This window comes from Streptomyces tendae, from assembly GCF_014650435.1.
Taxonomy (GTDB): domain Bacteria; phylum Actinomycetota; class Actinomycetes; order Streptomycetales; family Streptomycetaceae; genus Streptomyces; species Streptomyces tendae.
The window spans coordinates 249,975-273,614 of the sequence record NZ_BMUY01000007.1; the positions used below are offsets into that span (position 1 = coordinate 249,975).

Here is a 23,640-nt window from a genome sequence, read left to right on the forward strand (position 1 = left end):
GACCACCTCAGGCGGCGTCGATGTCCAGTACGATCCGGCCGCGGGTGCGACTGCCCGCGTGGAGCATGCGCCAGGCGTCGGCGGCCTGCTCCAGCGGGAAGGAGCGGCTCACGGGGACGGACAACTGCCCGGACCCGGCGAGCGCGGCCACCTCCGTCAGCTCGTCGGCGTCCGCGCGCGCCCACACCAACTGGCCGCCCTGTTCGGGTGCGGTGACGTCGGCCACGGAGGCGACCCGCGCGGGATCCTTCAGGACCTGCCGCGAGACGGCCACCGAGTCCCCGCCGAAGAAGTCGAGCGCCGCGTCGACGCCCTCCGGAGCCACTTCGCGCACTCGCTCGGCCAGGCCGGCTCCGTAGGTGATGGGTGTGGCGCCCAGTTCACGCAGGTAGTCGTGGTTGCGCTCGCTCGCGGTGCCGATCACGCGGGCGCCCCGGGCGACCACCATCTGTACGCCGAGCGTGCCGACCCCACCCGCGGCTCCGTGGATCAGGACGGTGTCGCCCTCACCGATGTCGATGCGCCTGACGGCCTGGTGGGCCGTCAGCCCGTTCAGCGGCAGACACGCCGAATGCAGCCAGTCCCAGGACGCCGGCTTGCGTGCCAGGGTGCGGGCCGGGGCCGATACCAGTTCGGCGTAGGTGCCGTTCTGCGCCCAGTCCTTGAGGACGAAGCCGATCACCTCGTCGCCGATCTCGAACTCGGTGGCGCCGAATCCGCGGGCCTCGACGATGCCGGCCATCTCGAAGCCGGGGACGAGGGGGAAGTGGGTCACCATGATGCCGTCGAGGTTGCCGACGGCGATCTTCTCGTCGGCCGGGTTCACCCCGGCCGCCTTGACGCGAATCAGGAATTCTCCGGGCGCTACCGCCGGCGTCGGCAGCTCGGTGAGTTCCAGGGCGTCCGCGTCGCCGTAGTGCGGGAGTGCGATGGCTTTCATGGTCTCCTCGGTGAATCCGTGAGTGGTTCGGAAGGTTGCCGGGTGTGCTGGGTGCGCTGGGTCACCCACGGCGGAGCCGGTCACGGAACCAGTCGCAGACGAACTCCGTGCGCTCGGCCGAGTGGTTGTACACGGTGTGGTCGCCGTCGTCCCACACCCGCAGGGTGTGGTGTTCCGACAGGTCGAGGAACACCTTCTGCTGGTCCAGGCCGACCAAGGGGTCGTTGCCGCCGTGCAGCACGAGCATCGCGGCGCTCATCCGGTCGACCGCCGGATCGAGCCACAGAGTGCGGAAGACGGCCGCGGCTACGTCGTCGGTCTCGACGCCCAGGAGCGCCCGCGACTGTTCGCGCGCGGTCCGGAACGGCAGTGGCTCAGGCCTCGCGTGGGCCCCGTTGACGCAGCACGCGCCGAAACGGCTGTCGTGCACGGCGGCACGGGCGGCGAGCAGTCCGCCGAAGCTGTTTCCCCACACCCCGAACCGGCCGTCGTAGCCGGTACGGGCACGTACGGCGTCGAGGGCCGCGCTGAAGGCCCGGTCGACGCTTTTGTCGAGGTGCAGTCCGCCGGCCATGCGCGTATCACCTTGGCCCGGTGCCTCGAACAGGACGGCCGACAGTCCCCGCCGTGCCAGGGCTTCGGCCTGCCGGTGGAAGGCCGGGCCCCAACCGCTCTGCCCGCCGACGACGACCACTGCGGGGCCGGGGCGAGCGCCGGACCGACTCACGAACCAGGCGGTGCAGTGGCCCTGCCGGAACGGGATCGACAGCCGCTCCACGTGCAACTCGGTGTCGAGCTCGGCCGCGGCCTGGTAGGCCCGGAGGAGCCGGACGTAGAGCGCGCGTTTGGCCGGAAGGTCGGTGTTGAAGGCCATCTGCGCGAAGACCAGGCAGGCCGTCGCCCGGCGATAGCAGGCGACCGCGGTTTCGACGTCACCGCGGTCAGCGGCCGCCGCCGCCCGGGTCGACTGGGCCTCAGCCAGGCGAGTGGCGACCTCGTGCCACGGTTCCGAGACGGCCGCGCCGGCCAGGTGGACGGCGTCTGCGTGGTCCATGCCGTAATCGAGCATGCGGGACATCGGCATGGCACGCAGCAACGCGGCCCGAAGCTTGGCCGGATCCTCCGCCGGCCCGGGAGTGTCCATCAGCGCGCGGCTCCATCGGTGAGGCGCGGTCGTCCTTCGTCCTCCCGCCCTGCCGCGCCCGGGGTTCGCAACGGCATGACCGGCGCGGCCTCGACGACGGTGTTGCGCAACTCTCCGAGACCTTCTATCGCCGCGACGACCTCGTCGCCCGGCTGCAACCAGGGGTAGGTCGTCGAGTCGTGGGTGCGGGAGAGCTCCAGGACGCAGCCGGTTCCGCAGGTGCCGGAGCCGATCACGTCGCCGGGCCGCACCTCGGTGCCGCGGGAGGCGTAGGCGATCATCTCGCCGAACGACCAGTGGATGTCCGACCACAGGGCACGGGAGTAGGGGACCCCGTTGACCGTGCAGGTCATTTCGAGACGGTACCCATTGCCCTCGCGGAAGTCGGCGATCTCGTCCGGGGTCACGAAGTACGGGCCGAGGCTCGTCGCGGTGTCCTTGCCTTTCACCGGTCCCATCGACAGCTTCATCTCGCGCTGCTGCACGTCCCGGCCGCTCCAGTCGTTGAGCACGCAATAGCCGGCGATGGCGCGTTCGGCGTCCCGGACGGTCAGGTCGCGGCCGCCGTGGCCCACCACCGCGGCCACCTCCAGTTCGAAGTCGAAACGCTCGGCACCCGGAGTCATGGGCACCGGCCCGCAGCCCGTGACGGCGTAGGGGTTGGAGAAGTAGAAGACCGGCAGCTCGTACCAGTCCGGGTCCATCTCGAGGCCCCGCCAGGCGCGCCCCGCCCGGACATGCTGTTCGAACGCGTAGAAGTCGCGGACGGTCGGAGGCGTCGCGATCGGCGACAGGGGAACGAGGTCCGGCAGGGGCACGGTCGCACCGCGCCGCAGCGCCGTCCGTCCGGCAGCGAGCAACTCGTCCTTGCCACCCTCGATGAGGGGCAGCAGGTCCGTCGGACCGTCGACGACCCGGACCAGGTCGCCGTCCACCACACCGACGCTTGAGGACGGCCCGTCCGCGTAGCGAACGAATTTCACCGGCCTACCTCCTTGCCTGCGTGGGAGTCGGCCGCCACCGCTTGTTCGCGCGTCCAGGCGCGGTAGCTCTCCTCGGTGAAGCCCGACGTGCCGTGGCGTTCGACCGAAGCCCGGATGGCGTCCAGCAGCTCCTCCGAATCGGTCTCGATGTCGATGTGCTCGACGAAGGGCTGTCGTGCCACGAGCCCGGTCCGCCAGTAGACCTCGCACCGGTTGCCCTCCGGGTCGAAGAAGTAGACGCCGACGGCGTTGCCGTGCGAGACGATCATGTCGAGCCGTACGTCGTGCTCCCTGAAACGCCGATGGAAGCCGAGGACGTCCTCGAATCGCGCGCACCGGAACGACACCTGCTGGATGAGTCTGACTCCGAGTGGCGCGTCCCGGCCCTCGGCCAGGAGCAGTTCGTGGTGTTCGGTGTCCGGCCTGGCGGACAGGAACCAGATGCCGAGCCGTTCGTCATGGTCGGTGACCGTCAGCCCGAGTATGTCGCTGTAGAACGCCAGCTGTCGGCTCACATCGTGACAGCGCAGGCCCACGTGGCCGAGTTCCGCGACGGACGGCGATGAAGGTGTCACGCCGGTCCTCCTGAACGGTGTTCCGTAGAGCAGATCATGTTCTGCAAGGTAACTCGGCTCGGATGCAGCGTCAACGGTCTGGTGTTCTGCTGAATGGATGGCGATCTGTTCAGCGGAACGAAGATTGGAGCGTGAGCGCTACGGAACGACAGCCGCGGAGGCGTGCGATCAGGCAGGTCACGCTATTCTGGCTGGCGAAATGCAGTTCAATCACCAGAACAGCCGCCGGTGACGACGGCGAGAGGGAGGGCTCGTGGCAGCGTCGGCCGCCTACCCGGTGGAATCGATCGACAACGCGGCACGAATCCTGCTGATGCTGGTGGACAATCCGTCGCTGCGAGTCACCGACGTGTCCGCCGAGCTGGGGGTGGCCAGGTCGACCGCCCATCGGATGCTGACCACCCTGCAGGCCCGCGACCTGCTCCGTCAGGACGCCCGGACCAAGGGCTACGGACCCGGGCCCGCCCTGGCCAGGCTCGGTATCGCCGTGATGGGGGCGGTCTCCCTCCGTGACGAAGCCCGGCTCCTGCTGGAAAGACTCGTAGAAGACACCTCCGAGACCGCGCATCTGCTCGTCCTGGAAGGGACGGAGACGGTCTTCGTCGAAGGTGTGGAGAGCCGGCAGGTGATCCGCGCCGGGCTGAGGACCGGGCAGCGAGGCCCGGCGCACGCGTCCGCCGCGGGCAAGGCGCTGCTCGCCGAGCTCTCCCGCGAAGAGCTGCGGCGCCGCTATTCTGGCGCGCGACTGCGAGGCGGGACCGAGCGCGCGGTCAGCACACGCCGGGCGCTTGAGGCCGAGCTCGAGAAGGTGAGGGAGACCGGCTACGCCACCAACATGGAGGAGAGTGAGTGGGACCTCTGTGCGGTGGCCGCCCCCGTACGGAACCGGCAGGGCGTGGCCTGCGGAGCGCTGTCCGTATCCGGCCCGGCGAGGCGGACCGGGACCAAGCTCGCCCTGCTCAGCGTCGCCGTCGTCGCAGCCGCCACCGAACTCGGCGCGCGCCTCGGTTAGGCCCTGTCCGTTAGGTCATATGAGCTGATCGGGTGACGCTTCGGGCTCCTGCGCAGATCCGGTCACCCCCCTGCCGGGTGGCCTTCCACGATGACGGCCGTCGCCGCGTCGCCCCGGCCCGGGGATCGTTTGCGTGCCGCCCGTCAGGCGTGTTTGGCTCGCCCGATGAACTTCCTGTTGACGGCGAGCGGCCTGCGCAACGAGACACTGCGGGATGCGCTGCGTGACATGCTGGGCAAACCGTTCGGATCGGCGAACGTCGTGTTCGTTCCCACCGCATCCGTCGCGGATCCCGGGGACCACGGGTGGGTCGTCGCGGACATGAACCGCCTGCACGGCCTCGGCTGGCGGGAGTTCGACATTCTGGAGCTGAACGGCCTGCCCCAGCAGCTGGTGCTCGACCGGCTGCTCCACGCCGATGTCGTCTACGTCGAAGGCGGCAACCACTATCACCTCGCCCGCAGCATCACCGGCAACGGTCTGGCCGAGGGCTTCCTGGAGGCGCTGCGGAGCCGTGTCTACGTGGGAGTCAGCGCCGGATCAATGATCTTCAGCCGCAACCTCACCGGACACTCCGCCGACGTCATCGGGGATGCCACGGACCTCCACGTGCTCGGCGCGACGAGTGTGGAGCCGCCGTTCGGCCTCTTCGACTGGTACCTCAAGCCCCACCTGTACTCGCCGGACTTCCCCGAGCGGGACGACGCCTGGGCCGACCGGATCACCGCGCGGGCGGACTTCCCGATCTACTTCATCGATGACGAGACGGCCGTTCGTGTCAGGGACGGCGAAGTGGATGTCGTATCCGAAGGCAGGTGGCGCTTCCACCCGTGACCCCGTTGCCAGGCACCTCACTGGGAGGTTCCAGCACCGGCGACACGAGCGTGGGGTCTAGCGCAGTGCGGCGGCGACCAGCCCTTCGAGGGCCTCTCGCCGTACTTCGCCGCCGTTCACCAGTCGGTCGAAGACCAGTCCGTCGACACAGGTCAGCAGTGTGTGAGTGCGATTCTCGACGTCGGTCACGCCGTGCTCGGCGAGGAACAACCGGACGGCCTCGCGGCCGGCGTTCTCGCGGGGCACCAGGATCTCGCGCAGCTCTTTGTCGCGCACGCTCTCGACGGCGCAAGCGTGGCGGGCGAGCGAGCGGCGGCGGCCCGCGCCGGTGAGTCGCCGGCGGGTGAGTGCCACCATGCCGTCCACCAGTTCCTCGACGGTCCGCAGGGGTGGAAGCTGGTCGGCCGCCGTCCGGAGTTCCGCCTGGTCGAGCTGGACCAGGCGGGCGACGAGCCCGGTCAGCAGCGCGGCACGGGTGCGGAAGTAGGCCGAGGTGGTGCCGGGCGGCATGGCCGCTCGGCGATCGACCGCGCGGTGGGTCAGCCCGCGCATCCCTTCGTCGGCGAGGACGTCGAGAGCCGCGTCTGCGAGGAGGGTGCGCCGATTCGAAGCCATGGCCCCTTTCTACACCCGTAGAAGTTCGGGGGTAGAGTCGACTTCTACAGATGTAGAAGAGGGGGAATGCGGCATGGGGAACACGGCAGTGGTGGTCGGAGGAGGCATAGGCGGGCTGGCCGCCGCGATCGGCCTGCACCGCATGGGATGGGACGTGACGATCCTCGAACGTTCGCCCGTGCTCGAGGACGCGGGGGCAGGCATTTCCCTGGCGGCCAACGGCCTGCGCGCCTTGGACGAACTCGGCGTCGGCGGTGCGGTTCGGGACGCGTCGCGAGGCCAGTACACCGGCGGAACCCGAACGCCCCGGGGCGGCTGGCTGACCAGGATGGACGGCTCGGCCCTCGAGAAGGCGGTGGGCACACCGATCATGGGCATTCCCCGTTCCACCTTGCACCGACTGCTGCGTGAGCACCTGCCCGCCGGATCACTGGAGGTCGACACCGAGGTGACAGCCGTTGAGCAGGTCGGCCCGGGGACAGTCCGTGTCGACTGCGGCACCACGGCCCTGGAAGCCGATCTGGTGGTGGCGGCCGACGGTATCGGCAGTGCCGTCCGCAGCAGAGTCCTTCCGGGCCACCCGGGCCCCGTCTACAGCGGCTCGACGGTGCTGCGCGCGATCACCGAGCACGCGGTCGACGTACGCGCCGACTTCGAGCTGACCTGGGGCCGGGGCGCGGAGTTCGGGCACATCGCCTTCCTGGACGGGCGCGCCGAGTGGCACGCCGTCCTCAGTCTCGCCGCCGGAACGCGGTTCGCCGACCCGCTGACCGAACTGCGTCGGCGCTTTCGCACCTGGCACGATCCGGTCCTCGCCCTGCTCGACGCGACTCGGCCCGAGGCCGTGCTGCATCACGACGTGAACGAACTCCGCACGCCACTCCCCGCATACACGGTCGGGCGGATCGCACTGCTCGGCGACGCGGCCCATGCGATGACCCCCAACCTCGGGCAGGGCGCCTGCCAGGCACTGGAGGACGCGGTCACCCTGGCCGCCGCCCTCGGTGCCGAGCCCACCGTCGAGGCCGCGCTCGCCCGCTACGACGCCGAGCGCCGGCCGCGGAGCCAGGCTGTCGCGGGGGCCGCCCGTCAGGCCGGGAGAATGGGTCAGCAACTGTCCCACCCGCTGGCCGTCACCCTGCGGAACACGGCCATGCGACTGACACCGTCGCGGGCCGCCACACGCATGATCCTGCGCCACCACGCCTGGGTTCCGCCGTCGCTGAACTGACCCGAGCTGCTCGGCGTCACCCCGTGGCCTCGCGGGCCACCCCACGGCACTGGCCGGGCCTGCGCTCAGCGGCCTCGACTCCCGGCCACGCGACCGCTTCGCGCAGCTGTCGATGAGAAATCGTCGTTGGCTTTCACGTCCCCGGGCGGGATCATGAAGGCCATGACCACTTCCTCGTCTGCCGTCGACGTGCTGCGCTACGCGGCCTTCACCCCCCGCCCCGACGGGGGCAACCCGGCCGGTGTCGTCCTCGACGCCGCGCTGCTCGGGCCGGACCGCATGGGGGCGATCGCCGCCGAGGTCGGATACTCGGAGACGGCGTTCGTAACCACCCGCGACGAGGAGCGGCGCCGGCTCACACTCCGGTACTTCAGCCCTCTCGCCGAGGTCGCCTTCTGCGGCCACGCCACCGTGGCGACCGCGGTGGCTCTCGCCGAACGGCTGGGCCCCGGTGACCTGGTCTTCGACACGCCTGCCGGAGAGATCCCGGTGACCACGGAGACGGACACCGACGGCGCGGTGCGGGCGACCCTCACCAGCGTGCCGACCCGGTCGCGGGAGGCGCGGACCGACGAGGTGGACGCGACGCTGTCCGCCCTGCGCTGGGACAGCGCCGACCTCGCCCCCGAGCTGCCGCCGCACGTCGCCTTCGCCGGCAACGACCACTTGATCCTCGCGGTCCGCTCCCGGGCCCGACTGGCCGACCTCGACTACGACTTCGACGCGCTTGCCGCACTCATGCGGAAGCACGGCTGGACGACCGTGCACCTGGTCTGGCGCGAGGACGAGCAGCGGTACCACGCGCGGGACCCCTTCCCGGTGGGCGGCGTGGTCGAGGACCCGGCGACCGGAGCCGCCGCGGCCGCGTTCGGTGGCTACCTGCGCACGGTCGGCGCACTGCCCGCGTCAGGCGTCGTCACCGTCCGGCAGGGGGAGGACATGGGCCGGCCCAGCGACCTCACCGTACGAACGGACCCGCACGGCGCACGCGTCCACGTCTCCGGCAACGCCGTACCGATCGTCGGCTGACGAGGTCCGTCGGCGACGTGCCGGCTGCGTGAGATCCGCGCCGAGATCGTCCAAACCCGGGCCGACTGCGACGGGCCGCCGAACGGGAGGCGCCGATGAGTGGCCAGGCGGACCGGCACGGCCTGGAACGGGCCCGCCCCCTGTAAACCGGCGCTCGAGGTGTTCGTACGGGGTGCGGTGTCACGTGTCGGGTGCTCCGTGCTCCTCGGCGCCGTTGGCCGACGGGTGGAACTGGACAGCCTGTTGGCACAACGGTGAGGCGAGGGGGCTTGTGGTGGCCAGTGAGTTCCGCAGGACGAAGGTCCAGGCGATGTTCGACGTGTTCGACACGGACGGCAACGGCTTCCTGGAGGAGAGGGACTTCGAGGCGCTCGCCGCGCGGTGGAGCCGACTGCCGCGGGTGGCCGCGAGCCCGGAGCTGTCCCTACGGGTACGCGGCGTGATGATGGGATGGTGGCAGCAGCTGTCGGCCGCCGCCGACGCGAGCCGGCCCGGCCGGGTGAGCATGGACGAGCTGATGACCGTGGTCGAGCGGCTGCCGGCCATGGCGGAGGCCGTCACGGCCACGGCCGACACGATCTTCGACGCGGTGGACGAGAACGGTGACGGCCGTATCTCCCGTGACGAACACCAGCGGCTCGTCGACACGTGGCACGGCCGCGGCATGGCGACGCAGGACGTGTTCGACCGCCTCGACCAGGACGGCGACGGCTACCTCGGCCGGGCGGAGTTCGCGCTGCTGTGGACGCAGTTCTGGATCAGCGACGACCCGGCCGAGCACGGCAACGCGATGTGCGGCCCCGTCGCCCCCGCCGCCTGAGGCCACGGCAGCGACGGCTCATCGAGGCCCACGGCCCACGTGGTGGTGCGGACCCTGTCACACCGCGGGCCGTGGCGGCACAGCCGCGAGCAGCCGGTGCTCGCCAGCAGAGGTCAAGCGGTCCCGGACGGAAACGCGCGGATGCGCCACAGGCGCGTGCGACACGTGGCGCGTGCGGTCGCGGCGAGCGCCAGGAGTGAGCGACAGTGGTTCCATGTGCGGCCGGTACGTTTCCACCCGCGGTCCCGAGGACCTCGCCCGGCAGTTCCAGATCGCCGACCCGGACCTCGGCGATCCCCTCGCGCCGAGCTGGAACGTCGCGCCGACCGACGAGGTGTGGGCCGTCCTCGAGCGCCCCTCGCGCGACGCCTCCACGGGCGCTCCGGCGGCGCGGCACCTGCGTAGGCTGCGCTGGGGTCTGGTGCCGTCCTGGGCCCGCGACACGAAGATCGGCGCCCGGCTGATCAACGCCCGGATGGAGACCGTCCACGAGAAACCGGCCTTCCGCACGGCGTTCGCCCGGCGCCGCTGCCTCCTGCCGGCCGACGGCTTCTACGAGTGGCAGCGCATCGAGGACCCGGAGACGGGAAGGACCCGGAAGCAGCCCTACTTCATCCACGCCGCCGACGACCAGGTGATGGCCCTGGCGGGGTTGTACGAGTACTGGCGCGACCCGGACGCCCGGCACGACGACGACCCGTCGGCCTGGCTGACGACCTGCACCATCATCACCACCGAGGCCACGGACGACGCCGGACGCGTCCACCCCCGCATGCCGCTGACCGTGGCCGATGAGCACTACGACGTCTGGCTCGACCCTTCCCACCAGGAGACCGGCGCGTTGCGCGACCTGCTCGAGCAGCCGGCCGGCGGCCGGCTCGACGCCCGTCCCGTCTCCGCGGCGGTCAACAACGTCCGCAACAACGGTCCGCAGCTGGTCGAGGCGGTCACCGGCCCGGAAACCGGAGCCACTCCGTCCGATTGAGCCCCCGGCCCATGAACAACCGCCGCCTCGCGAAAGACCGGTTGAACGCCGAGCGCCCGACGGCAAGGATGACGCCATGCGAAGCATCATGGTCATGGACGCCCCCTCCAACCTGGGGCTGCGCCCGCCGGCCCCCGGCACCGTCCCCGGCTGCTACAAGCTGGCCGGGGCGCTGCGGGACAACGGGATCGTACGCAGGCTCGGCGCCCTCGAAGGAGGCGTCGTCGTGCCGCCCCGCTACGACCGCGGCGACTGGCAGGAGGGCGACGGCGTCTTCAACGCACGCGCCCTCGCCGCCTACACACGCACCCTCGCCGACCGCATCGAGCCGCACGTGTCCGCCGGTCACTTCACCCTGGTCCTCGGCGGGGACTGCTCCATCCAACTCGGCGCCGCGCTGGCCCTGCGCCGTCTCGGCCGGTACGGCCTGGTGTCGATCGACGCCTCTCCCGACTTCCGCCATCCGGGCACCTCCGACCGGATCGGCGCCGCCGGGGGAGAGGAACTCGCCCTCGCGACCGGGCGCGGGCAGGAGGACCTGACGGACCTCGAAGGGCTGCGGCCCTACCTCCGGGACGAGGACGTCCGGCTCTTCGGCACCCGGGACGCCTTCGTGGACGACGAGGACGTCGCCGAGCTGCGCGGGCTGAAGGTCCCCGTCACCACCGTCTCCGACCTGCGCCGCACCGACCCCGCAGACCTGGGCGCCGCGACCGCCGCCGACCTCGATGCGGCAGCACTCGACGGCTTCTGGATCCACCTGGACGCCGACGTCCTCGACCCCTCGGTGATGCCCGCGGTCGACAGCCCGGACCCCGACGGACTGCTGCCCCGCGAAGTCACCGCCCTGCTGCGCCCGCTCGTCCGTTCCCCGCGCTGTGCGGGGCTCAACGTCACCATCTACGACCCCGACCTGGACCCGGACGGCAGCGCCGGCGTCCTCCTGACGGACCTGGTGGTGGCCGCCTTCACCACCGACTGAGACGCATCAGCACGGGCCAGGCCCACGGCGCACGCCGCGATCAACTTGTCGCGGAGCCTCGTCCGGGTGGCCGTCCCCGCCCAGCCGCCCTCCGCCACCGCGGGGTCAGCACGAGATCTCGGACCTGATCACCGTCGCCGGTACCCCCGCGACGACGCTTCGGGCGGGAACATCACGAGTCACGACGGCACCGGCGGCGACCACGGCGTCGGCACCGATGGTCACGCCCTGCAGGACCACGGCGGACGCTCCGATCCAGACGTTGCGTCCGATCCGGATCGGGGCCGACGTGATCCCGGTACGCCGCCGCGCCGGGTCCAGCGGGTGGCCGGAGGTGATCAGACTGACGTCCGGACCGAGCATCACGTCGTCGTCGATCTCGATGCCACCAACGTCGTTGAAGCGGCAGCCCTGATTCACGAAGACGTTGCGGCCCACCCGGATGTTCACACCGTGGTCGGTGTAGACAGGCGGGATCAGGTGGAAGGTCTCGTCCACCTCCCGCCCGGTGAGCGCGCTCCAGCGCTCCTGAATCTCCGCCTGCTGGGCGTACGCGAGCTTGTTGATCTGCTCGGCCATGCCGATCGCCCGCCGTACCTTCTGCGCAAAGTCCATGTCGTCCTCCCCGGAACAACCGTCGTGTGACCGGTGCGAGTGAACCAACGCTGTGATCTCTGGGGCAAACAACCTCAGGGTCACCGGCCACAACCTCTGGTTGTGTCGTTACGATCCAGGTATGGATGTCGATGCGGTCCGGACGTTCGTGGTGGTGGCCGACAACGGGCATTTCCAAGTGGCAGCCGACGAGCTGGGAATCAGCCAGCAGGCGGTGTCCAAGCGCATCGCGGCCCTGGAGAGACAGCTCGGAGTCGCACTACTGGTGCGGACCACTCGCGGGTCCCGGCCGAGCGTGGACGGGCAGGTCTTCCTGCCCCACGCCAGGAAGGTCCTGACCGCCGTCGAACAGGCCGAACACGCCGTGCGGCCGGGGAGCCGGCTCCTGCGGGTCGACGTCCTCAACCGGCGCATCGCCCCGGCCCAGGCCGTCTACCGTTTCTACCGCTCCCGCCCCGACGCCGACCTCGACGCGGTCACCCTGGGTCGGGAGAACGCCGCCCAGGCGGCCCAAGCCGTGCTGGAAGGAACGGTCGACGCCTCCTTCCGTGCGGTGCCGGCAGACCAGGTCCCTGCCGGAATCAGTGCCGAACGAATTGCGGACGCCCCACTGCAGCTCCTGGTCGGGCCCGCCCACCCGCTGGCGAACGCCCCCTCGATCAGGCCGGCCGACCTTGCGGCGCACCGCATCTGGGTTCCAGGGATCCGACCCGGCACGGAATGGTCGGCGTTCTACGATGCGCTGGCCGAGGAGTTCGGACTGAGCATCGACGCCCTCGGCCCCAACTTCGGCGACGAGGCCCTCATGGACGCACTGGCCGACTCGGCCTCCCTTGCGACCCTCGTCGGCGCCGGGGACCGGTACCTGTGGCCCCAGGCCCACGACCTGCGACGCATCTCCCTGATCGACCCGACACCGGTCTACCCGCACACCCTGCTGTTCCGCACCGGGGACAGGCACCCGGTGCTGACCGACCTGCGCGGGTACCTGCGCGCGGCGGTACCTGAGACATCCGGTGACGTGTGGGTGCCACGCTGGGCGTGCATGTGACGTCGCCCGGGGAGGGGCCGGAGCACGTCGCCGGCCGCTACCCCTCGGCCTCGGTGAAGCGATGGGATCCGAGTACGGCCAGGAGTCGCAACTTCTCGTAGCCCTCGCTCCGGGGCGGAGCCGTGAGGACCAGCAGGGTCTGGGACTGGTCCTCGGTGAACAGCGCCTGACAGTCGAGTTCGATCGCGCCCACCTCGGGGTGGATGAGCGTCTTGTGGTCCTCGAACCTTCGTGTGACCTCGTGCCGGGCCCAGAGCTCGGCGAACTCGGTGCTGGCCTTCTGCAGGATCCGTACGAGCTCGCCGGCGCGCGACTGCGGCCCTCGCAGCCCGTAGGCGGCGCGCAGGTTCGCCACCTGGGCGCGGCTCTGCCGGTCCCGGTCGGCCTCGGGATAGATCGACCGCTCGGCGGGATCGGTGAACCAGCGGTGGACGGCGCTGCGGGCCAGTCCCGTGTGATTCGCCGCGTCCCCGAACAGGGCGGCCGCCATCCTGTTCTGCACCAGTGTCTCGCCCAGGTCGGTCAGGACGAGCGCCGGAGTGTCGTCGAGCCGCTCCAGTACCCGCAGCAGTGCGGGAGCGACGTGTGCCGGAGCCGACAGGGCAGCCGGTGCGTTGTGCCCGGCGAGTTGGTACAGGTAGTCGCGCTCGGCGCTCGTGAGCCGCAGCGCACGGGCGAGCGAGGCCAGTATGTGGCCGCTGGGCCGGGGGCCGCGCTGCTGCTCCAGCCGCGTGTAGTAGTCGGTCGACATCACGGCGAGAGCCGCGACCTCCTCACGCCGCAGACCTGGGGCTCGCCGACGCGGGCCTGGGGGAAGACCGACGTCCTGGGGGCGGAGCGCCTCGCGGCGGCGGCGCAGGAAGTCGGCCATTGCTGCACGGTCCATGTCGTCGATTGTCGTCCTGCACCGGGCGGCGAACCAGGGATCGTCGATCCCCCGACAACCGGTCTCTGCACCCGCGCACGCAGACCGGTGACGATCGGGACATGAACATCTCCGGCAACACCATCTTCATCCCCGGTTCCACCAGCGGCATCGGTCTCGCCCTCGCCCTCGCGCTGCGTGCCAAGGGCAACACCGTCATCGTCGGCGGCCGACGTACCGAACTGCTGGAACGCATCGCGGCCGCGCATCCCGGCATCGACACCGTGCAGATCGATGTCGCGGATCCCGCGAGTGTCGCCTCCGCCACGAAGCAGGTGCTGGCCGGTCATCCGGACCTGAACGTCCTGGTCGCGATGGCCGGCGTGATGCACGTCGAGGACTGGCGCGATCCCGCGTCGTTCCTCACCACCGCCGAGTCCACGGTCACGACGAACGTGCTCGGTCCGATCCGCCTCATCGCGGCGCTCGTCGAACATCTGCAGACCCGGCCCGACGCCACCATCATGACCGTGTCCTCCGGCCTGGCGTTCACGCCGCTCAAGGTCACGCCGAGCTACAACGCGTCGAAGGCGGCGATCCACATGCTCAGCGAGTCCCTCCGGCTGCAGCTCGCCGGCACGTCCGTGAAGGTCATGGAACTCGAGCCGCCGTCCGTCCGTACCGCGCTCCTGCCCGGCCAGGAGGACAACGAGCTCGCCATGCCGTTGGACGAGTTCATCGCCGAGGTGGTCGACCTGATCGAGGCCCGGCCCGACGCCGAGGAGATCCAGGTCGAGCGGGTGAAGTACCTCCGCTACGGTGAGGCCCGCGGCGACTACCACGAGGTCGTCCAGACGCTCAACCACTCGGACCCGCACGGCGAGTAGCCGGGACCGCCGAGAGGCGCGACGCAGCTCAGGGGCGGGGCAGCACGCCCAGGAGGGTCGCGGTGAGGGCCAGCTCCAAGGAGTCCTTCAGCTCCAGGTGGAAGCGTGCCAGGTCGGGCTCGGCCTGGTAGGCCGCCTGGAGGCTGGGCGGGGGTGTGCTGTACGCCGACAGCGCGCCGGCCATGACCATGGTCTGCAGGCTGAACAGGGTCGCGTTCTCGCCCAGCTCCGGCAGGTACTTCCGGATCAGCGCGGTCATGGTCGTGAGGCGGTCCAAGGAGGCGCGCTTGTAGCGTGCCACGACCTCGACGGAGACATTGTGTTCCAGGACGCCGCCCTGGGCGCCGAAGAGGTCGCACAGCACCGCACGGCTGGAGAGTGAGCGGCTGAGGATCCCGGCCACCGCCGTCGCTCGCTCGGCCATGGGCCGGCTCTCGTCGACGTCGGCCGCCAACTCGTCTGCCAGTTCCGCCAGCCACTCCCGCAGGAATCGGTCCAGCAGTTCCAGCAGCACCGCCTCGCGGGACTCGAAGTAGCGGAGCACGTTCGGCTTCGCCAGTCCCACCCGGCGGCTGAGCTCGTTCAAGGTGACCGCGGCCACAGGCATCTCGTCGAGCATCGCCGACGCCATGTCGAGGATCGCCCGCCGACGGATCTCCCGCTGCTCTTCGGTTCTGGCCCGCTGGAAACTCACGACCACCACCTTAGCTTAAGTACCTCAGGTACGTTGACAACGTACCTGAGGTACTTTAGCGTTCCGAGTGCAAGATACCTCCGGTACGTAATGAGTGGGAGCTCGACATGGGTGAGCAGTGGACGACGGCGAGCATGCCGGACCAACGCGGGCGGGTGGCCCTGGTGACCGGGGCAAACGCCGGACTGGGGTACGAGACCGCCAAGGCCCTCGCCGAGCGCGGGGCCTGCGTGGTGCTGGCCGTGCGCGACGTCGAGAAGGGCGAGCAGGCCGCGGCCCGCATGGCCGGCGACGTGACCGTACAGGCGCTGGACCTGACCTCGCTCGACTCCGTCCGGACCGCGGCGGCCGCGCTGCGGTCCCGGCTCGGCCGACTCGACCTGCTGATCAACAACGCCGGTGTGATGTACACGCCGAAGCAGATCACCCGGGACGGCTTCGAGATGCAGTTCGGCACCAACCACCTGGGCCACTTCGCGCTCACCGGGCTGCTGCTCGACCTGATGCTGCCGGTGCCCGGCTCGCGCGTGGTGACGGTCAGCAGCACCGGCCACCGCATCCGAGCGGCGATCCACTTCGACGACCTGCAGTGGGAGCGGTCGTACGGTCGGGCCGCCGCCTACGGCCAGTCCAAACTGGCCAACCTCATGTTCACCTACGAGCTGCAGCGCCGGCTCGCCGCGCACGGCACCACCGTCGCGTTGGCGGCGCACCCCGGCATGTCCAACACCGAGCTGGCCCGCAACACACCCGCGGCCCTCCGGCTTCCGCTCACCTGGCTGGCGCCGCTGATCACCCAGACGCCGGCGATGGGTGCCCTGCCGACCCTGCGAGCCGCCACCGACCCCGCCGCGCTCGGCGGCCAGTACTACGGCCCCGGCGGACGCAACGAGGTCAAGGGCCACCCCCGGCTGGTCACCTCCAGCCCGGCGTCGTACGAGATGGCGGTCCAGCAGCGCCTGTGGGCCGCCTCCGAAGAGCTCACCGGCGTGAAGTTCCCCGTCGCCGAGTCCAAGGGGAGCCCGCTCACCTCCGGCTCGGCCGCCACCACGTAGCCCGCGCCGGAACGCCTCTGCGGTGCTACAGCGGTCCGGCCGCATGCGTCAGGGGAGGGGCGATCGCCTGCGCATCCGCTCCCTCGCCGACCCACAGGGAGATGAACAGCGCGGCGGTCGCTTCCAGGAGCCCCGCACGTTCGAGACCGCCGCCGGCGACGGGCTCGCCGCCCACGTCCCGCACCAACTCGCGTACACGGGCAAGGGCCGTCTCGTCGTCCCCGCAGACCGGCACGGCGAGTGGACGTCCACCGAAGACGGGCGGACGCATGCGCCACACGTTCTCGTGGCAGAGGTTGAAAGCCTTGACCACGTGGGCTCCTGGTGCCGCCGCAGCCAGTCGCTGTGCGGCTGAGGGGCCTCCATGCGTCAACAGCCGGAAGCCCGGACCGACCGGGTTGGAGCAGTCGAGCAGCACCTTGCCCTGCAAACTCGCGCGCAGGTCCCGTGCCACGTCCGCTCCCGCCTCGAAGGGCAGCGCGGCCAGCACCACCTCCTGACCGAACTCGGCCGCGGCGCGCAGGCCGGCCGGCTGCACGCCGCCTCCGATGCGCCTCGCGAGTCGCTCCGCCCTGTGCGGGTCCCGCCCGCCGATGGTCACCTGGTGGCCGGCCCGCACCCAGTGGGTGGCCAGTGCGTCGGCCATGTTGCCCGTTCCCAGTACACCGATTCTCATCACACGTTCCCTCTCCGTGCAGGCTTCGCCGTTCACACCGACGTTAGAAGGCGGTTCGGGCACCATTTGGTACGTGACGACCGACGCCTTCCTCGCCGACTGCCGCGCCCGCCTCGCCTTCGACCTGCTCTCCAACACCTGGAACGCCGTGGTGCTCTGGGCACTGCGCGACGGCCCCAGGCGTCCGGTCGAACTACGGGAGCGGATCGGAGGCATCAGCTCCAAGGTGCTCACCGAGACCCTGCGACGGCTGCAGTCCAACGGACTGGTCGACCGCATGGCCGACCCCGAGGCGCCATCCCGGGTCGAGTACCGACTCACCGCTCTGGGCCGGACCCTGCTGGCGCCCATCGACGCCGTCGGTGCCTGGGCCTTCGAGTACGGCGACGAGGTCGTGGCCGCACAGGAAGCGGCCTGCACTGCTGACCCGGGCTCTCCTCGCCCGCCCCGGCCGACCTCGAACTACGACACATCTCCGATGAATTGACGGAAAAGAAGCATCCGGAGCACAACCAATCCCCGCTGCCCGTAGTCACACCAGACAGGAGCAAACAACTCCTACGACCGCAAGGGGGAAATATGCGCATTACGCGCCCCGTCCTGTCCGCCACCGCCGTGGCGGCCCTGGCCCTGGGTACCGCGACGGCACTCGCCGCACCCGCGTCCGCCGCTCCCAACACCACGCCCGCGAAGGTCTGCGGCAGCGGCTACAAGACCGTCAACTCGGCCGCCGTCGGCTCGCGCGGCACCGTCTACCTCACCTACAACGCCACCACCGGCAAGAACTGCGTCGCGACCATCCGCAGCACGCCGGGGACCGCGACGGACATGTCCGCCTGGATCTACGTACCCGACACCGAGGCGTACGACGAGGACTACGGGAAGTACACCTCGTACGCCGGCCCCACCTACGTCTACGGCAAGGCCCACTGCGTGGACTGGGGCGGCAGCATCGCCAACGTCAGCGTCCAGATCACCGGCTCCAACTGCGCAGCCCGCGCCGAACACCGGGTCACCACCGTCCGGTGACCATCACGGGCGGACTGCCGCGTCACCGGACGCGGCAGTCCGCCCGTGCCGCGTTCACTCACGGCTCGACCCCGTGCACGAGCTCCTGGGCACCGGTGAGGTCGACGGCGAACATGACACGACGCGTGCCCAGGACGTTGTGCGGCCGAGCGGGCGGTCCAACGAGGCCGTACGCCACCCGTCCGCTACAGCGGATGGCGTACGGCCGCTCAAGGGTGCCGGATCGGGGATACGCCCGGCTTCAGGGCACCGGCGCCGGACTCGGGGCCGCGTGCCGCTCCTCGGTCACCGGGGTCTTGCGGCCGCGCAGGCCGGCCAGTGTCACGGCGAGCAGACCGAGCACGGCCCACGTGCTGAGCGTCACGATCGCCGTGCCCGCGCCGCTGCCGTCGAAGAAGGCCACGGAGCGCAGCAGGGTGCCGCCCGCGCCCGGCGGCAGCAACTGACCGATGGCACCGACCGGTTCGGGCAGCAGCTCCGGTGCCGATGTCACGCCGGACCACGGGTTGCCGAGCAGGACGACGAGCAGGGCGCCGACGCCGACGCCGGCCCGCCCCAGAAGGGCGGCGAACCCCGCCACCGCGGCACCCGCGGCCAGCGCCATCAGCCCCAGCGCCCCGGCCTCCGCCCACCAGTTGCCCGTGAGCACGCCCAGCCAGCTGTCGGCGATGGCCGCCGCGGCCAGCCCGACCAGGGCGGCGGCCCCGGCCAGCGCGGTGGCGGCGCGTACGCCGCGCAGCCCCAGCAGGGTCACCAGGGATCCCGCGGCGACGCCGGCGAGCGCCAGCGGCAGCGCGCTCGACCCGAGTACGGCGCCGCGTGGGTCGGCCTCGGGTGCGGCCACGACGTCAACTGCCTGGAGCCGTGTTCCGGGCGGCGCCTGGCGCGAGACGGCATCGGTCAGCAACTGGGCGACCACGGGGCCCGCGGCGCTCGCGGTCAGCAGCTTCGGGCCCTGCGGGGTGACGACCACGGCGCCGTAGACGTGCCGGTTCTCGATCGCGTCGCGGGCGGCGGACTCGTCGTCGTAGCGGTGGACGTCGAACGCTCCTTCCCGTTGTTCGAGTTTCTCCTGCAGGGGCGCGGCGGCGGCCGCCGGGCCCGCCACGCCGACGGGCAGGTCGTGCGGAGCGATCCGGGCATTGGGCCAGGCGAACGCCCACAGGGCCAGGGCGATGACGACCGGCACCATCACGAGCACCACGAGCATCTGCCGGGCCGCGGGCAGGGGCGGCCGGGCGGGGGCTGTAGCGGACACGGTTGGGACCCTCGTTTCAAAGAGAAGGATCGTTCGTTTTGTATGAGTCCCACTGTCGCTCCGTCGTTCGACGCTTGTCAAGAAGGAGCGTTCGCTTTACGTTGGGGCACATGGCCCGTGTATCCCAGGCGCACCTCGACGCCCGCCGCCGCCAAATCCTCGACGGCGCGGCCCGTTGCTTCGCCCGCAACGGCTTCCACGCCACGTCCATGCAGGACGTGCTGCGCGAGGCGGGCCTGTCGGCGGGCGCGGTCTACCGGTACTTCCGCAGTAAGGAGGAGATCATCGGTGCCATCGCGCGGGAGTGCTTCGCCACCGTCCGCGCCGCCTTCGAGGACGCCTCTCGCGAGACCCCGCCACCGCCCCCGGACGTGATCGTCGGCCGCGTCCTCCGCCAGGTGTACGAGGGCCCGGCCGGCTTCACCCAGGGAGACGGGGAGTCCTTCGCCCGGTTGATCCTCCAGGTGTGGTCCGAAACCCTGCGCAACGACGAGCTCGCCGCGATCCTCCGGGACGGCTTCGGTCATCTGCGCGAAGGCTGGACGGAACTCGTCGAGGGCTATCAGCAGGCCGGGCTCGTGCGGGACGACATCCCCGCCGACCACATGGCACGCACCCTGATCGGGGCCGTCCAGGGCTTCATCGCCCAGCAGGCGCTGTTCGGCGAGGTCGACGTCGAGGTGCTCCGCAACGGACTGCGCGGAATCATGTCCATGGGCGCGACCGCGAGTGCCGCGAGTGCGTAGTGTGCGAGCCGACGCCTTCGAGGGTCGCGGAAGGCGGATCCTAGTAGCTGTCGTAACTCGGCTTGCCGTTCGGCCGGTACACGCCGACGACGGTGCCGCCCTTCGTCGTCGAGACGCTGACCGGCTCCAGCGCGGTGGGGATGGCACCGTCGGCGAACAGCCGCTTGCCGGTGCCGATGATCACCGGGTGGATGGTCAGCCGGTACTCGTCGACGAGGTCGTGCCGCATCAGGGTCTGAGCCAGGTCGCCGCTGCCGACGACGTTGATGTTGCCGCCGTCGGCCGCCTTCAGCCGTCGTACGGCATCGGCGACGTCGCCCGTCAGCAGGGTGGAGTTCCGCCACTCGACGGATGTCAGGGTCCGGGACGCCACGTACTTGTCCATGCTGTTCATCCGGTCGGTGAACGGGTTGCCGGGATCGGCGGTCGGCCAGTACGCCGCGAAGATCTCATACGTCTTGCGGCCGAGCAGCATCGCGTCGGAGTGCTCGTACCAGCCCGCGACGGCCGTGCCGACCTCGTCGTCGTCCACCGGCTTCTGCCAGCCGCCGTGCCGGAAGCCGCTCTCGGCGTCCTCGTCCGGGCCGCCCGGTGCCTGCATGACGCCGTCCAGCGTCAGGAACGTGCAAACGATGACCTTGCGCATGGTGCGCTCCCTTCGTCGAGGGGTAGACGGCGCGACCACCGCAAACTCATCGGCAGGACCCCGGCCCCGCCTCCTGTCACACATCTCCCGGCCACCCGGTCAGTAGTGCGTACGTCATCACTCGACCAGGAGAAAACGCCATGGAACCGCGTCTCAACTACTTCGGGAACCCCCTCGCGGGCAAGATCCTCAGGCACATCAACTCCGCGGGCAAGGTCGCCTCGGAAGCAGGCGTGCCGGTCGCCACGCAGGAGCTGGTGAAGATCCGCGCCAGCCAGATCAACGGATGTGGCTTCTGCACGGACATGCACACGAAAGACGCTGCCGTCGCCGGCGAGACCCCGCTGCGGCTCAACCTCGTTGCCGCCTGGCGTGAGGCCACGGTGTTCACCGACGCGGAGCGTGCCGCGCTGGAGCTGGCCGAGCAGGGCACCCGGATCGCCGACGCCGCCGGCGGAGTGAGCGACGAGGCATGGGAGAACGCCGCCAAGCACTACGGCGAGGACCAACTCGTGGCGCTCATCTCCCTCATCGCCGTCATCAACGCCTACAACCGCATCAACCTCATCAACCGGCAGCCCGCCGGAAGCTACCAGCCCGGCCAGTTCGGCTGACGGGACACGCCGGCCCCGGACCCGATCGCGGTGGCGAGCGCTTGGCACACTGTGCGGGGCGCTCCGACCCGGCCGGGCGTAGCGTGACTCGTAGCCGGGCCGGAGGGAGCACCATGCAGGCAGGGCAGGACGTCGGTGGTCTCGAAGAGGCGACACGGCAGTTCCTCGAGGCACGCCCGCGGCTCTTCGGCATCGCCTACCGGGTGCTCGGCAGCGCCGCCGAAGCCGAGGACGTCGTGCAGGACGCATGGGTGCGGTGGCAGAAGGCAGACCGTACGGACGTCGTCGAGCCGGCCGCATTCCTGGCCACCATGACCACGCGTCTGGCGATCAACACGGCCCAGTCCGCGAGGGTGCGTCGTGAGGCGTACGTCGGGCCGTGGCTTCCCGAGCCCATCGACACCGGCACGGATCCGCACGTGGGGGCCGAACGGGCCGAAGCGGTCGAGATGGCGGTGCTCCTGCTCATGGAGAAGCTCAACCCGGTGGAACGCGCCGCCTATGTCCTCAGAGAGGCGTTCGACTACCCCTACAAGCAGCTCGCCGTCATCCTGGAGACGAGCGAGGGCAACGCCCGCCAGCTGGTGAGCCGAGCGCGCAAGCACCTCTCCGCCGAGCGCCGGAAGCAGGTCGGCAGGACCGAGCACAAACGCCTGTTGGAGGTCTTCCTCACCGCGGCGCGCAGTGGTCACCTCGAAACCCTCGAGCAGGTGCTCGCGGCGGACGTCGTCAGCTACGCGGACGGTGGGGGGATCCGCGGTGCGTCCCGGATTCCGGTGGTCGGGCGCACGCACGTCTCCAAGTACCTCGCCGCCTTCGCTCCCCGGTTCTGGCCGGGGTCCGACGTGCACTGGGTCGAGGCGAACGACCGCCCCGCCGTGCTCGTCGAGTCCGCCGGGAAGGCCGTGGCGCTGCTGTGCGCGGACGTGTCGACCGCGGGCATCGACCGGCTCATGTGGGTCATGAACCCGGACAAGCTGGCGCCATACGCTTCCTCAGTGCAAGCCGCCGGGAACTGAACAAGGCCAGAAGCGGGGGAGCGGGCCGGTGAACTCTTCTGGCGGCGGAGGTGGGGAAATCCTTCATGTCCCGGTCGCCCGTCGCGAGGGGCCGGAACTGGGATTACTCCCGCCAGGGGTGCTCATGATGTCCGATCGCGATCCTCTGACCAGCGGTTATGCAGGATTCCGCCATTGACTGGCGGAAAAACGCTGGTTAGCTTCATCGCATGCCCCAGGAAACGCCCGAGGACGCCATCGACGACCTGGACCGCCGTGTCATCGCGGCGCTCCAGCTCAACGGTCGTGCCCCCTGGAGCGCGGTGGGGCGCTGGGTGGGCGCCAGCGAGACCACCGCGCAGCGCCGCTACACGGCGCTGCGCGAGCGAGGGCTGCTGCGGGTGTCCGGAACCCTGGAGCTGGACCGGACACGGGAGGGATCCTCCATGATGGTCCGCGTCCAGACCCGCCCCGGCCGCGGGCTGGAGGCCGCGGCCCGGTTCAGCGAGAGCCCCGACGTCCGCTTCGTCGCCGTCGTCACCGGATCGGCCGACCTCGTCGTCGACTTCGTCGCCCGTGACAACGAGGAGATGATGCGGATGCTGTTCACCGACCTTCCCGCGACCGACCTCATCACGAGCACCGAGGTGGTTCCCGTCATCCGGTCCTTCACCTCGGCGGCGATGTGGGACACCGGGCTGCTCCCGCCCCAAGCGGCCGCCGACCTGCGGCCCGCCCCGACCCCGGGCGACCGCACCGACCGGGAGCGCGCGCCACAAGCGCTCACCCCGCTCGAGCAGGAGATCGCCGCGGCGTTGCGGGAGGACGGCCGGACCCAGGTCAGCGTCCTCGCCCGGCGCCTGAACCGCGCCGAATCAAGCGTCGCACGCGCCATGGACCGGCTCATCTCCCGCGGCATCCTCCAGTTCCGCACCCTCGTCGAGCCCTCACTCCTCGGCTTCGACGCGGAGTTCATGGTGTGGCTGTCCATCCAGCCCGGACAACTGGACGCCGCCGGCAGACAGCTCGCCGGGCATCCGGGGACGAAGTTCCTGAGCGCGGCGACCGGGCGCTTCAACCTCATCGGGCACATGGTGCTGCCCCGGCGTGCCGACCTCCACCCCTACACCAGCAACGTCATCGGATCGCTTCCCGGACTCATCGCATCCGACGTGACGCTGCACCTCGCCACCGTGAAGTACTCCTGGTACCGGATGAACCGGCCCGTCTGAACCGGGCCCGTCCGAACCGGGTCCGTCCGAACCGGGTCCGTCTGAACCGGCCCGTCCGAACCGGGTCCGTCCGAACCGGGTCCGTCCGAACCGGGTCCGTCTGAACCGAGTCCGTCTGAACCGA

27 protein-coding genes are annotated in these 23,640 nt (G+C 70.5%); 16 read left to right on the plus strand and 11 right to left on the minus strand.

Annotated elements, in window-relative coordinates:
* Nucleotides 1–7: 7 nt before the first annotated feature.
* The 4 genes from IE258_RS20245 to IE258_RS20260 form a co-directional block, all read right to left on the minus strand.
* A complete protein-coding gene (locus IE258_RS20245; protein ID WP_189745446.1) occupies nt 8–940 on the minus strand; it encodes an NADP-dependent oxidoreductase in 933 nt (310 codons plus the stop codon).
* A gap of 61 nt (nt 941–1,001) precedes the next feature.
* The gene (locus IE258_RS20250) at nt 1,002–2,084 is read right to left on the minus strand and encodes an alpha/beta hydrolase family protein (RefSeq protein ID WP_229892260.1); all 1,083 of its coding nucleotides are present in this window, start codon (nt 2,082–2,084) and stop codon (nt 1,002–1,004) included.
* Nucleotides 2,084–3,067 (minus strand): fumarylacetoacetate hydrolase family protein, encoded by a 984-nt coding sequence (locus tag IE258_RS20255; RefSeq protein WP_189745447.1) that lies wholly within the window; start codon nt 3,065–3,067, stop codon nt 2,084–2,086. The genes IE258_RS20250 and IE258_RS20255 overlap by 1 nt, the downstream gene beginning before the upstream one ends.
* Nucleotides 3,064–3,642: a VOC family protein gene (locus IE258_RS20260; RefSeq protein WP_189745449.1), complete on the minus strand. Its 579-nt coding sequence runs from the start codon at nt 3,640–3,642 to the stop codon at nt 3,064–3,066. The genes IE258_RS20255 and IE258_RS20260 overlap by 4 nt, the downstream gene beginning before the upstream one ends.
* 253 nt (nt 3,643–3,895) lie before the next feature.
* On the opposite strand from IE258_RS20260, the gene IE258_RS20265 reads away from it, so the two are divergent.
* Complete coding sequence (locus IE258_RS20265; RefSeq protein ID WP_189745451.1) at nt 3,896–4,654, plus strand: IclR family transcriptional regulator; 759 nt, start codon at nt 3,896–3,898, stop codon at nt 4,652–4,654.
* 165 nt (nt 4,655–4,819) lie between these two features.
* Nucleotides 4,820–5,488: a peptidase E gene (locus IE258_RS20270; protein WP_189745454.1), complete on the plus strand. Its 669-nt coding sequence runs from the start codon at nt 4,820–4,822 to the stop codon at nt 5,486–5,488.
* Nucleotides 5,489–5,545: 57 nt separating this feature from the next.
* Here the strand turns inward: IE258_RS20270 and IE258_RS20275 are convergent, their stop codons facing one another.
* Nucleotides 5,546–6,103, minus strand: a complete 558-nt coding sequence (locus IE258_RS20275; protein ID WP_189745456.1) for a TetR/AcrR family transcriptional regulator — start codon at nt 6,101–6,103, stop codon at nt 5,546–5,548.
* A 73-nt stretch (nt 6,104–6,176) separates the two neighbouring features.
* Between IE258_RS20275 and IE258_RS20280 the strand changes: the two genes are divergently transcribed.
* From IE258_RS20280 to IE258_RS20300, 5 genes are all read left to right on the plus strand, one after another.
* On the plus strand, nt 6,177–7,334 hold the full coding sequence (locus IE258_RS20280; RefSeq protein ID WP_189745457.1) for an FAD-dependent monooxygenase: 1,158 nt from the start codon (nt 6,177–6,179) through the stop codon (nt 7,332–7,334).
* A gap of 153 nt (nt 7,335–7,487) precedes the next feature.
* Nucleotides 7,488–8,363, plus strand: a complete 876-nt coding sequence (locus IE258_RS20285) for a PhzF family phenazine biosynthesis isomerase (protein ID WP_189745780.1) — start codon at nt 7,488–7,490, stop codon at nt 8,361–8,363.
* A 274-nt stretch (nt 8,364–8,637) separates the two neighbouring features.
* Nucleotides 8,638–9,183 carry an EF-hand domain-containing protein gene (locus IE258_RS20290; protein WP_189745459.1) on the plus strand — a complete coding sequence of 182 codons (546 nt, stop codon included), beginning with the start codon at nt 8,638–8,640 and terminating at the stop codon, nt 9,181–9,183.
* Nucleotides 9,184–9,397: 214 nt separating this feature from the next.
* Nucleotides 9,398–10,168 carry an SOS response-associated peptidase gene (locus IE258_RS20295; protein WP_189745461.1) on the plus strand — a complete coding sequence of 257 codons (771 nt, stop codon included), beginning with the start codon at nt 9,398–9,400 and terminating at the stop codon, nt 10,166–10,168.
* Between the two features lie 76 nt (nt 10,169–10,244).
* The gene (locus IE258_RS20300; protein ID WP_189745463.1) at nt 10,245–11,150 is read left to right on the plus strand and encodes an arginase family protein; all 906 of its coding nucleotides are present in this window, start codon (nt 10,245–10,247) and stop codon (nt 11,148–11,150) included.
* 105 nt (nt 11,151–11,255) lie between these two features.
* On the opposite strand, the gene IE258_RS20305 is transcribed toward IE258_RS20300, so the two are convergent.
* The gene (locus IE258_RS20305) at nt 11,256–11,765 is read right to left on the minus strand and encodes a DapH/DapD/GlmU-related protein (protein WP_189745465.1); all 510 of its coding nucleotides are present in this window, start codon (nt 11,763–11,765) and stop codon (nt 11,256–11,258) included.
* A 121-nt stretch (nt 11,766–11,886) separates the two neighbouring features.
* Here IE258_RS20305 and IE258_RS20310 point away from each other — a divergent pair, with 121 nt between their 5' ends.
* The gene (locus tag IE258_RS20310; RefSeq protein WP_189745467.1) at nt 11,887–12,816 is read left to right on the plus strand and encodes a LysR family transcriptional regulator; all 930 of its coding nucleotides are present in this window, start codon (nt 11,887–11,889) and stop codon (nt 12,814–12,816) included.
* Nucleotides 12,817–12,853: 37 nt separating this feature from the next.
* On the opposite strand, the gene IE258_RS20315 is transcribed toward IE258_RS20310, so the two are convergent.
* Nucleotides 12,854–13,702, minus strand: a complete 849-nt coding sequence (locus IE258_RS20315; RefSeq protein WP_189745469.1) for a helix-turn-helix transcriptional regulator — start codon at nt 13,700–13,702, stop codon at nt 12,854–12,856.
* A gap of 101 nt (nt 13,703–13,803) precedes the next feature.
* On the opposite strand from IE258_RS20315, the gene IE258_RS20320 reads away from it, so the two are divergent.
* Complete coding sequence (locus IE258_RS20320; RefSeq protein WP_189745471.1) at nt 13,804–14,568, plus strand: SDR family oxidoreductase; 765 nt, start codon at nt 13,804–13,806, stop codon at nt 14,566–14,568.
* A 28-nt stretch (nt 14,569–14,596) separates the two neighbouring features.
* Here IE258_RS20320 and IE258_RS20325 read toward each other — a convergent pair whose 3' ends face one another.
* Nucleotides 14,597–15,262 (minus strand): TetR/AcrR family transcriptional regulator, encoded by a 666-nt coding sequence (locus IE258_RS20325; protein WP_189745473.1) that lies wholly within the window; start codon nt 15,260–15,262, stop codon nt 14,597–14,599.
* 107 nt (nt 15,263–15,369) lie between these two features.
* On the opposite strand from IE258_RS20325, the gene IE258_RS20330 reads away from it, so the two are divergent.
* Entirely contained in the window at nt 15,370–16,317 is a 948-nt protein-coding gene (locus IE258_RS20330; protein WP_189745475.1) for an SDR family NAD(P)-dependent oxidoreductase, read from the plus strand.
* A 25-nt stretch (nt 16,318–16,342) separates the two neighbouring features.
* Here IE258_RS20330 and IE258_RS20335 read toward each other — a convergent pair whose 3' ends face one another.
* Nucleotides 16,343–16,993 carry an NADPH-dependent F420 reductase gene (locus IE258_RS20335; protein WP_229892262.1) on the minus strand — a complete coding sequence of 217 codons (651 nt, stop codon included), beginning with the start codon at nt 16,991–16,993 and terminating at the stop codon, nt 16,343–16,345.
* A 73-nt stretch (nt 16,994–17,066) separates the two neighbouring features.
* On the opposite strand from IE258_RS20335, the gene IE258_RS20340 reads away from it, so the two are divergent.
* On the plus strand, nt 17,067–17,480 hold the full coding sequence (locus tag IE258_RS20340; RefSeq protein WP_189745479.1) for a winged helix-turn-helix transcriptional regulator: 414 nt from the start codon (nt 17,067–17,069) through the stop codon (nt 17,478–17,480).
* A gap of 92 nt (nt 17,481–17,572) precedes the next feature.
* Entirely contained in the window at nt 17,573–18,022 is a 450-nt protein-coding gene (locus tag IE258_RS20345) for a spore-associated protein (protein WP_189745481.1), read from the plus strand.
* A 241-nt stretch (nt 18,023–18,263) separates the two neighbouring features.
* On the opposite strand, the gene IE258_RS20350 is transcribed toward IE258_RS20345, so the two are convergent.
* Nucleotides 18,264–19,232 carry an ABC transporter permease gene (locus tag IE258_RS20350; protein WP_189745781.1) on the minus strand — a complete coding sequence of 323 codons (969 nt, stop codon included), beginning with the start codon at nt 19,230–19,232 and terminating at the stop codon, nt 18,264–18,266.
* A gap of 158 nt (nt 19,233–19,390) precedes the next feature.
* Between IE258_RS20350 and IE258_RS20355 the strand changes: the two genes are divergently transcribed.
* Nucleotides 19,391–20,026: a TetR/AcrR family transcriptional regulator gene (locus IE258_RS20355; protein WP_189745483.1), complete on the plus strand. Its 636-nt coding sequence runs from the start codon at nt 19,391–19,393 to the stop codon at nt 20,024–20,026.
* A gap of 40 nt (nt 20,027–20,066) precedes the next feature.
* Here the strand turns inward: IE258_RS20355 and IE258_RS20360 are convergent, their stop codons facing one another.
* Nucleotides 20,067–20,672 carry a dihydrofolate reductase family protein gene (locus IE258_RS20360; RefSeq protein ID WP_189745485.1) on the minus strand — a complete coding sequence of 202 codons (606 nt, stop codon included), beginning with the start codon at nt 20,670–20,672 and terminating at the stop codon, nt 20,067–20,069.
* 140 nt (nt 20,673–20,812) lie between these two features.
* On the opposite strand from IE258_RS20360, the gene IE258_RS20365 reads away from it, so the two are divergent.
* The 3 genes from IE258_RS20365 to IE258_RS20375 all read left to right on the plus strand — a co-directional run bounded on the left by IE258_RS20365 (nt 20,813) and on the right by IE258_RS20375 (nt 23,516).
* Nucleotides 20,813–21,286 carry a carboxymuconolactone decarboxylase family protein gene (locus tag IE258_RS20365; RefSeq protein WP_189745487.1) on the plus strand — a complete coding sequence of 158 codons (474 nt, stop codon included), beginning with the start codon at nt 20,813–20,815 and terminating at the stop codon, nt 21,284–21,286.
* A 113-nt stretch (nt 21,287–21,399) separates the two neighbouring features.
* Nucleotides 21,400–22,305 carry an RNA polymerase sigma-70 factor gene (locus tag IE258_RS20370; RefSeq protein ID WP_189745489.1) on the plus strand — a complete coding sequence of 302 codons (906 nt, stop codon included), beginning with the start codon at nt 21,400–21,402 and terminating at the stop codon, nt 22,303–22,305.
* Nucleotides 22,306–22,514: 209 nt separating this feature from the next.
* Entirely contained in the window at nt 22,515–23,516 is a 1,002-nt protein-coding gene (locus tag IE258_RS20375) for an Lrp/AsnC family transcriptional regulator (protein WP_189745490.1), read from the plus strand.
* Nucleotides 23,517–23,640 lie beyond the last annotated feature (124 nt).

Coding starts and splice junctions, on each gene's coding strand:
- IE258_RS20245 (WP_189745446.1), bottom strand. CDS start 940: ATGAAAGCCATCGCACTCCCGCACTACGGCGACGCGGACGCCCTGGAA.
- IE258_RS20250 (WP_229892260.1), bottom strand. CDS start 2,084: ATGGACACTCCCGGGCCGGCGGAGGATCCGGCCAAGCTTCGGGCCGCG.
- IE258_RS20270 (WP_189745454.1), top strand. CDS start 4,820: ATGAACTTCCTGTTGACGGCGAGCGGCCTGCGCAACGAGACACTGCGG.
- IE258_RS20275 (WP_189745456.1), bottom strand. CDS start 6,103: ATGGCTTCGAATCGGCGCACCCTCCTCGCAGACGCGGCTCTCGACGTC.
- IE258_RS20280 (WP_189745457.1), top strand. CDS start 6,177: ATGGGGAACACGGCAGTGGTGGTCGGAGGAGGCATAGGCGGGCTGGCC.
- IE258_RS20285 (WP_189745780.1), top strand. CDS start 7,488: ATGAAGGCCATGACCACTTCCTCGTCTGCCGTCGACGTGCTGCGCTAC.
- IE258_RS20295 (WP_189745461.1), top strand. CDS start 9,398: ATGTGCGGCCGGTACGTTTCCACCCGCGGTCCCGAGGACCTCGCCCGG.
- IE258_RS20300 (WP_189745463.1), top strand. CDS start 10,245: ATGCGAAGCATCATGGTCATGGACGCCCCCTCCAACCTGGGGCTGCGC.
- IE258_RS20305 (WP_189745465.1), bottom strand. CDS start 11,765: ATGGACTTTGCGCAGAAGGTACGGCGGGCGATCGGCATGGCCGAGCAG.
- IE258_RS20310 (WP_189745467.1), top strand. CDS start 11,887: ATGGATGTCGATGCGGTCCGGACGTTCGTGGTGGTGGCCGACAACGGG.
- IE258_RS20315 (WP_189745469.1), bottom strand. CDS start 13,702: ATGGACCGTGCAGCAATGGCCGACTTCCTGCGCCGCCGCCGCGAGGCG.
- IE258_RS20320 (WP_189745471.1), top strand. CDS start 13,804: ATGAACATCTCCGGCAACACCATCTTCATCCCCGGTTCCACCAGCGGC.
- IE258_RS20330 (WP_189745475.1), top strand. CDS start 15,370: ATGGGTGAGCAGTGGACGACGGCGAGCATGCCGGACCAACGCGGGCGG.
- IE258_RS20335 (WP_229892262.1), bottom strand. CDS start 16,993: ATGAGAATCGGTGTACTGGGAACGGGCAACATGGCCGACGCACTGGCC.
- IE258_RS20345 (WP_189745481.1), top strand. CDS start 17,573: ATGCGCATTACGCGCCCCGTCCTGTCCGCCACCGCCGTGGCGGCCCTG.
- IE258_RS20350 (WP_189745781.1), bottom strand. CDS start 19,232: ATGCTCGTGGTGCTCGTGATGGTGCCGGTCGTCATCGCCCTGGCCCTG.
- IE258_RS20355 (WP_189745483.1), top strand. CDS start 19,391: ATGGCCCGTGTATCCCAGGCGCACCTCGACGCCCGCCGCCGCCAAATC.
- IE258_RS20360 (WP_189745485.1), bottom strand. CDS start 20,672: ATGCGCAAGGTCATCGTTTGCACGTTCCTGACGCTGGACGGCGTCATG.
- IE258_RS20365 (WP_189745487.1), top strand. CDS start 20,813: ATGGAACCGCGTCTCAACTACTTCGGGAACCCCCTCGCGGGCAAGATC.
- IE258_RS20370 (WP_189745489.1), top strand. CDS start 21,400: ATGCAGGCAGGGCAGGACGTCGGTGGTCTCGAAGAGGCGACACGGCAG.
- IE258_RS20375 (WP_189745490.1), top strand. CDS start 22,515: ATGCCCCAGGAAACGCCCGAGGACGCCATCGACGACCTGGACCGCCGT.